This window comes from Ideonella sp. A 288 (assembly GCF_002198735.1).
In the GTDB taxonomy this organism is placed as follows: domain Bacteria; phylum Pseudomonadota; class Gammaproteobacteria; order Burkholderiales; family Burkholderiaceae_C; genus Pseudaquabacterium.
The window spans coordinates 1-7,251 of sequence record NZ_MWLO01000032.1; the positions used below are offsets into that span (position 1 = coordinate 1).

Consider the following 7,251-nt stretch of genomic DNA (forward strand, 5'->3'; position numbering starts at 1 on the left):
CCCCCCACCCCGGAAGCCGCCGATGACCACTGCCTCCACCACCACGCTGCGCTTCCATCGCCTGCTGCTCACCGGCGCGGCCGGCGCGCTGGGCCGGGTGTTGCGCCCCCGGCTGAAGGCCTGCTGCGACCGGCTTCGGCTGAGCGACATCGCCGAGCTGGGTGCGGCGGCCGACGGTGAAGAGCTGCGCCCCGCCGCGCTGGAGGACAAGGCCGCCGTGATGGCGCTGCTCGAGGGCGTGGACGCCGTGGTGCACCTGGGCGGCGTGAGCACCGAACATGCGTTCGAGACGATCCTTCCGGCCAACATCGTCGGCGCGTACCACGTCTACGAGGCGGCCCGGGTGCACGGCGTGCGGCGCATCGTCTTCGCCAGTTCCAACCACGTCACCGGCTTCCACCGGCAGAGCGAGACCATCGGCCCGCGCGACCCGGTGCGACCCGACGGCTACTACGGCCTGAGCAAGGCCTTCGGCGAGAACCTGGCGCAGTTCTACTTCGACCGCCATGGCCTCGAGACCGTGAGCCTGCGCATCGGCTCGTCCTTCCCCGAGCCGGTGGACCGCCGCATGCTGGCCACCTGGCTGAGCTACGACGACCTCGAGCGCCTGGTCGTCGCGGCGCTGTCGGCCCCGGTGGTCGGCCACACCGTCGTCTACGGCATGAGCGACAACCCGCTCAGCTGGTGGGACAACACCGCTGCGCGCCACATCGGCTACCGCCCGCAGGACAGCTCGGAACGCTTCCGTGCCGCGGTGGAGGCGCGCCAGCAGCGCATCGACACGACGAACCCCGTCGCGCTGTACCAGGGCGGCGGCTTCGTCGCCCAGGGCCCGTTCCCCGGGGACTGCCCATGACCCCGCCCTTCACGCGCAGCCTGCGCCTGCCCGACCCCTGCATCGAGGTGCTGGACGAGCGCTTCCTGCCGTTGCGGCTGCTGTCGGGCACGGTCGAGCGCCTGGCCACCGGCTTCTACTGGGCCGAGGGGCCGGTGTGGGTCGGCGACGGGCGCTACCTGCTGATGTCCGACATCCCCAACAACCGCATCGTGCGCTGGGACGATTGCTCGGGCGCGGTGTGCGACTTCCGCCGGCCGTCCAACCACGCCAACGGCCTGGCGCGCGACCACCAGGGCCGCCTGCTCGCCTGCGAGCACCTGACGCGCCGCGTCACCCGCACCGAGTTCGACGGGCGCATCACCGTGCTGGCCGATCGCTACCTGGGCAAGCCGCTCAACTCGCCCAACGACATCGTCTGCCAGCAGCAGGGCGCGGCCCGCGGCGCCATCTGGTTCACCGACCCGCCCTTCGGCATCTCGGGCTGGTGGGAAGGCGAGCCGGCCACGCCCGAACTGCCGCACGGCGTCTACCGCATCGACCCGGACAGCGGCGACCTCGAGATGGCGCTGGACGACCTGCAGGGCAGCAACGGCCTGGCCTTCAGCCCGGACGAGTCGGTGCTGTACGTGGTGGAGAGCCGCGCCACGCCGCACCGGCGCATCTGGGCCTACGACGTGGACGGCGCCACGCTGCGGCACAAGCGCCTGTTCGCCGATGCCGGCGGCCCCGGCGCCTTCGACGGCATCGCCGTCGACGTGCAGGGCAACCTGTGGTGCGGCTTCGGCAGCAACGGCGCGCCGGAGGCCGACGCGGCCCAACTCGACGGTGTGCGCGTGTTCGACCGCGACGGCCGCCTGCTGGCCCACATCCACCTGCCCGAACGCTGCGCCAACCTGTGCTTCGGCGGGGCGCGCCGCAACCGCCTGTTCATGGCCAGCAGCCACTCGCTGTACGCGCTGTACGTGAACACCCGAGGCGCGGTGGCGTGACCGCGCCGCGCGGTGCCGCCGGCGTCAGGTGACCAGCAGCGCCCGAAAGTCGTTGACGTTGGTGAACGTGGGCCCGGTGACCACCAGGTCGCCGAGCCGGTCGAAGAAGCTGCAGGCGTCGTTGCGGTCGAGGAAGTCGGCGCCCTTCAGGCCCAGGGCCAGCGCCCGGGCCAGGGTGTCGGGCGTGGCGATGGCGCCGGCGTTGTCCTCGATGCCGTCGATGCCGTCGGTGTCTGCCGCCAGCACGTGCACACCGGGCTCGCCCTGCAGCGCCAGCGCGCAGCCGAGCAGGAACTCGGTGGCCCGGCCGCCGCGGCCGCCCTTGGAGCGCACGGTGACGGTGGTCTCGCCGCCCGACAGGATGACGCAGGGCCGCGCGAAGGGCGTGCCGCGCCGTGCCACCGCGCGGGCCAGCGCCGCATGCACCTTGCCCACTTCGCGGCTCTCGCCCTCGATCTCGTCGCTGAGGATGTGGGCCTCGACACCCGCCGAGCGCGCCAGTTCGGCCGCCGCCTCCAGGCTCTGCTGCGGCGTGGCGACGACGCTGACGCGGTGGCCGGCGAAGCAGGCGTCGCCCGGCTTGGGCGTCTCGAAGGCGCCGCTCTCGAGCCCGGCGCGCGCCGCGGCCGGCAGCTCGATGCCATAGCGCCGCAGGATGGCCAGCGCGTCGGCACAGGTGCTGGCATCGGGCACGGTGGGTCCGCTGGCGATGACCGACGGATCATCACCCGGCACGTCGCTGATGAGCAGCGACACCACCTGGGCCGGGGCGCACATCGCCGCCAGCCGACCTCCCTTGATGGCCGAGAGGTGCTTGCGCACGCAGTTCATCTCGTCGATGGCCGCGCCGCTGCGCAGCAGCGCCTGGTTGATGGCCTGCTTGTCCGCGAAGGCCAGGCCGGGCGCCGGCATCGTCAGCAGGGCCGAGCCGCCGCCGGACACCAGGCACAGCACCAGGTCGTCGGGCCTCAGGCCGCGGGTGAGCTGCACGATGCGCTCGGCCGCGAGCCGGCCGGCCTCGTCGGGCACGGGGTGCGAGGCCTCGACCACCTCGATGCGCCCCGGCGCGCTGCGGTAGGCCGGCGGCACGTGGCCGTAGCGCGTGACCACCAGGCCCGACATCGGCGCGCCGGCCGGCCACAGCGCATCCAGCGCCGCGGCCATCGCGCCGCCAGCCTTGCCGGCCCCGAGCACGACGGTGCGGCCGCGCGGCGGCGGCGCGGGCAGGAACCGGCCCAGCACCTGGGCGGGCATGGCGCGGGCCACGGCAGCGTCGTAGAGCGCACGCATGAAGCCGCGCGGATCGGCATGGGGCGAGGGGCAGCTCATGCCGCGATTATGTGGACATCGCCCGCCCGCGGCCGGCGGTTCGGCGCCATCCGTCACGGTCCGCCGGGTCAAGCCGCCGCGATTGACCGCCGATAAGTCGTTCAATTGCGTCCGCTCACTGCTCTTCTGTCCGTGGCTCTTCTTCGCTGGCCGTCCCTCTCGATCCGAACCACCGTGCTGCTGGCCATCGCCGGGGCGGTGTTGTTGCCCACGTTCGCCGGGTGGCATCTCGAGCAGCGGTTCACGCACGACGCCCAGGAGCAGTTGCTGGCGCAGAGCCGACAGGCCGTGCTGGGCATGACCGCCGCGGCCCTGGTGGAGCCGCTGTGGAGCATCGATCCCGGTGCCGTGGCCGCCGTCGCACGCAGTGCGATGGCCGATCCTGCCGTGGTGGCCGTGCGCGTGACCGAGCGACGCCCGCTGACCCGCCCGCTGCAGCTGGCCCGCCCCAACCATGTGCCCGACCTCGGCCCGGTGCTGCACGCCACCGTCGCCCGCGAAGGGGTTCCCCTGGGCGAACTGGAGCTGTGGTTCGACCCCGGCCAGATCGACCGTGCGATCGCCGAACGCCGCCGGGCCACGCTGTTGCTGGCGGCCCTGCAGGTGATGATGAGCGGCCTGGTGCTGATGGCCGTGCTGCACCGGCGGCTGCTGCTGCCGATCGAGCGGCTGAAGCGGCAGGCCAGTGCACTGGCCTCGCGCGACACCGTCGAGCCGATGGTCTGGAACCGCCGCGATGAGTTGAACGAGCTCGGTTGCCACCTGAACGACGTGCATGCGCGGGTCGGCGACCTGTTCGGCCAGCTCGAGCGCAAGCAGGCCGACCTCGAGAAGATCGCCCTGCACGACGGCCTGACCGGGCTGCCGAACCGCACGCTGTTCCAGGCCCTGCTCGCCGCCGCCGTCACCAGTGCACGGCGTGACCGGCGCGGACTGGCCCTGCTGTTCATCGACCTGGACCGCTTCAAGTCGGTCAACGACACCATCGGCCATGCCGCCGGCGACACCCTGCTCGAGACATTGTCCAGCCGCATGCGCGACACACTGCGCGCGGCCGACGTGGTGTGCCGCTACAGCGGCGACGAGTTCGTCGTGCTGCTGCACGACGCCAGCGCCACCGACGAGGTGGCCGCCACCGCCGACCGCCTGCTCAAGGCGCTGGAGGCACCGGTGCTCATCCAGTTCCGCCCGGTGGCGGTGTCGGCAAGCATCGGCATCTCGCTGTTCCCGGGCGACGGCATCGAACCCGAGGCCCTGATCCGCCATGCCGACACGGCCATGTACGCGGCCAAGGGCCTGGGCCGCGCGCGCTGCGTGTTCTTCAGGCCCGAGTTCAACAGCCGGCTGCAGGCCACCGCACAGTTGGAGCAGGAGCTCAAGCGGGCCTTGGCCGAAGGCCAGTTCGAGCTGCACTACCAGCCGCAGGTGGCCTGCGACTCCGGCCAACTGCTGGGCTGCGAGGCGCTGATCCGCTGGCACCACCCCGACCGCGGCATGGTCTCGCCGCTGCAGTTCATCGGCGCGGCCGAGCAGTGCGGGCTGATCAACGAACTGGGCGCCTGGACGGTGCGCAGCGCCTGCGCACAGATCGCCGCCTGGAAGCGCGACCGCGTGCCCTTCGGCACCGTGGCGGTCAACGTGTCGGCGCTGGAGTTCCGGCACCACCGCCTGGTCGACACGTTGACGCGTGCGATGGCCGACTTCGACGTGCTGCCGCACGAGCTCGAGATCGAGATCACCGAGAGCGTGCTGATGACCGACACCGACACCACGCAGCGCATCGTCGAGCACCTGCATGGCCTGGGCCTGCGCCTGGCCGTCGACGACTTCGGCACCGGCTACTCGTCGCTGGCCTACCTGAAGCGGTTGCGCCCGTCGAAGGTGAAGATCGACCGCAGCTTCGTGCGCGACCTGCCCGGCGACGAGGACGACCGGGTGCTGGTGCAGGCGGTGGTGCAGCTCGCCGCCGCCATGGGCATCCGCGTGGTGGCCGAGGGCGTCGAGACCGAAGCGCAGCGCGGCTTCCTGCACACCGTGGGCTGCGACATGCTGCAGGGCTACCTGATCAGCCGGCCGCAGCCGGCCGCGCAGTTCGCGCTGTTTGCGATGCAGGTGGGCACCGCGCCCGACTTCGCCATCACGGCCGTGATGGAAGACTGAGCGCGCCGGGCGGGCCCGGCGCTTCGGCGATGATCACGGGCATGAACGCCCGTGACGCCTCCACGCTGCTGATCCGCGACGCCGACGTCGTCGTCACCATGGACGACCAGCGCCGCGAACTGCGCGGCGGCAGCGTGCTGCTGCGCGGCCCGTCGATCGAGGCCCTCTGGCCCGCCGGTGAGCGCCCGGCGGACCTGCGCGCCGACGAGGTGATCGACGCCCGCGGCCACGCCGTGCTGCCCGGCCTGGTGAACACGCACCACCACATGTACCAGTCGCTGACCCGCGCGGTGCCGGCGGCGCAGAACGCCGAGCTGTTCGGCTGGCTGCGCACGCTGTACCCGATCTGGGCGGGCCTTACGCCGGAGATGGTGCGGGTGTCCACGCAACTGGCGATGGCCGAGTTGCTGCTGTCGGGCTGCACCACCAGTTCGGACCACCTGTACCTGTACCCCAACGGCGTGCGCCTGGACGACAGCATCGCCGCTGCGGCCGAGATCGGCATGCGCTTCCACGCCGCCCGGGGCAGCATGAGCGTGGGTGAATCGCAGGGCGGCCTGCCGCCCGACGCGCTGGTGGAGCGCGAGACCGACATCCTGGCCGACACCCAACGCCTGATCGAGACCCACCACGACACGCGCCGCCACGCCATGCTGCGCGTGGTGGCCGCGCCGTGCTCGCCGTTCTCGGTCAGCCCCGACCTGATGCGCGAATCGGCCGCCCTGGCGCGCTCGCTGGGCACGCGACTGCACACCCACCTGGCCGAGAACGACCACGACATCGCCTACAGCCGCGCGCGCTTCGGCATGACGCCGGCCGAGTACGCCGAGAGCGTCGGCTGGCTGGGTGACGACGTGTGGCACGCGCACTGCGTGAAGCTCGACGCACCGGGCATCGCGCGCTTTGCGGCCACCGGCACGGGCGTGGCCCACTGCCCGTGCAGCAACATGCGCCTGGCCTCGGGCATCGCGCCGGTGCGCCGCCTGCTGGACGCCGGCGTGCCGGTGGGCCTGGGGGTCGACGGCAGCGCCAGCAACGATGGCGCCCACCTGCTGGGCGAGGCCCGCCAGGGGCTGCTGCTGGCGCGGGTGGGCCGCTCTCTCGAGCCGTTTGGCTGTGATCACGGTCCGGCCGAGATGACCGCGCGCGACATGCTCGCGGTGGCCACACGCGGCGGCGCCCGCGTGCTGGGCCGCGACGACATCGGCCACCTGGCGCCGGGCATGTCGGCCGACCTGGCGCTGTTCGACCTGCGCGGCCTGCCGATGGCCGGCGGCGCCGTCCATGATCCGGTGGCCGCGCTGCTGCTGTGCACACCCCCTGCGGCAACCTGGACCATCGTCAACGGCCGCGTGGTGGTGCGCGAAGGCCGGCTCACCACCCTGGATGAGGGGCCCCTGATCGAGCGCCACAACCGGCTGGCGCGCGATCTGCTGGGGGCTTGATCGATGCGGAAGAGAACGTGCCGCAGTGTTCCCGCAACCGCCCCTTATCCCGCGAATGCAGCGATGTCGGCCACATCGCGGTGCGCCACCGCACCAAGCTGGCACCAAACAGATCCTCATATGGAAATCAAGTGGTTGCGCGCCGCCAGCCCCCCAGCATGGTTAGGGTGTTGTACCGAGCGGACACAACGGGTCTTCGGGATATAGTCCGGCCCGTCGCAGCGGACGGGCTGCCGTCGGCTCACGAGGCCGCATCAATCAAAAAACGTTCACAGGGATCGGGCCACGACACGGTCGATCATCTGGAGGTCAACGAGTGGATTACGCTCAACAGCAGAGAAACCCCGGCAAACATGTGACCGGGTTCGCGGTGGTGGTGGTGCTGCACGTCATCCTGGGTTGGGCCCTGCTCAACGGCCTGGCGCGCAAGGTGGTGGAGGTCATCAAGGCGCCCATCGAAACCAAGATCATCGAAGAGGTCAAGCCGCCG

Annotated in this window: 5 protein-coding genes and 1 pseudogene; 5 read left to right on the forward strand and 1 reads right to left on the reverse strand. The window is 71.8% G+C overall.

Annotated features, from left to right (window positions below; genetic code table 11):
* Positions 1–22 precede the first annotated feature (22 nt).
* Together EOINJALH_RS01525 and EOINJALH_RS01530 are read left to right on the forward strand one after the other, a co-directional pair.
* The gene (locus tag EOINJALH_RS01525) at positions 23–856 is read left to right on the forward strand and encodes an NAD(P)-dependent oxidoreductase (RefSeq protein WP_088278548.1); all 834 of its coding nucleotides are present in this window, start codon (positions 23–25) and stop codon (positions 854–856) included.
* Positions 853–1,827, forward strand: a complete 975-nt coding sequence (locus tag EOINJALH_RS01530; RefSeq protein ID WP_088278549.1) for an SMP-30/gluconolactonase/LRE family protein — start codon at positions 853–855, stop codon at positions 1,825–1,827. The genes EOINJALH_RS01525 and EOINJALH_RS01530 overlap by 4 nt, the downstream gene beginning before the upstream one ends.
* A gap of 24 nt (positions 1,828–1,851) precedes the next feature.
* On the opposite strand, the gene EOINJALH_RS01535 is transcribed toward EOINJALH_RS01530, so the two are convergent.
* A complete protein-coding gene (locus EOINJALH_RS01535; RefSeq protein WP_088278550.1) occupies positions 1,852–3,156 on the reverse strand; it encodes a glycerate kinase in 1,305 nt (434 codons plus the stop codon).
* A gap of 132 nt (positions 3,157–3,288) precedes the next feature.
* Between EOINJALH_RS01535 and EOINJALH_RS01540 the strand changes: the two genes are divergently transcribed.
* The 3 genes and pseudogenes from EOINJALH_RS01540 to EOINJALH_RS33420 form a co-directional block, all read left to right on the forward strand.
* Positions 3,289–5,316 (forward strand): bifunctional diguanylate cyclase/phosphodiesterase, encoded by a 2,028-nt coding sequence (locus tag EOINJALH_RS01540; RefSeq protein ID WP_144289806.1) that lies wholly within the window; start codon positions 3,289–3,291, stop codon positions 5,314–5,316.
* Between the two features lie 41 nt (positions 5,317–5,357).
* Positions 5,358–6,761 (forward strand): 8-oxoguanine deaminase, encoded by a 1,404-nt coding sequence (locus EOINJALH_RS01545; protein ID WP_234413608.1) that lies wholly within the window; start codon positions 5,358–5,360, stop codon positions 6,759–6,761.
* Between the two features lie 316 nt (positions 6,762–7,077).
* Positions 7,078–7,251: pseudogene (locus EOINJALH_RS33420) on the forward strand (energy transducer TonB); the annotation flags it as partial.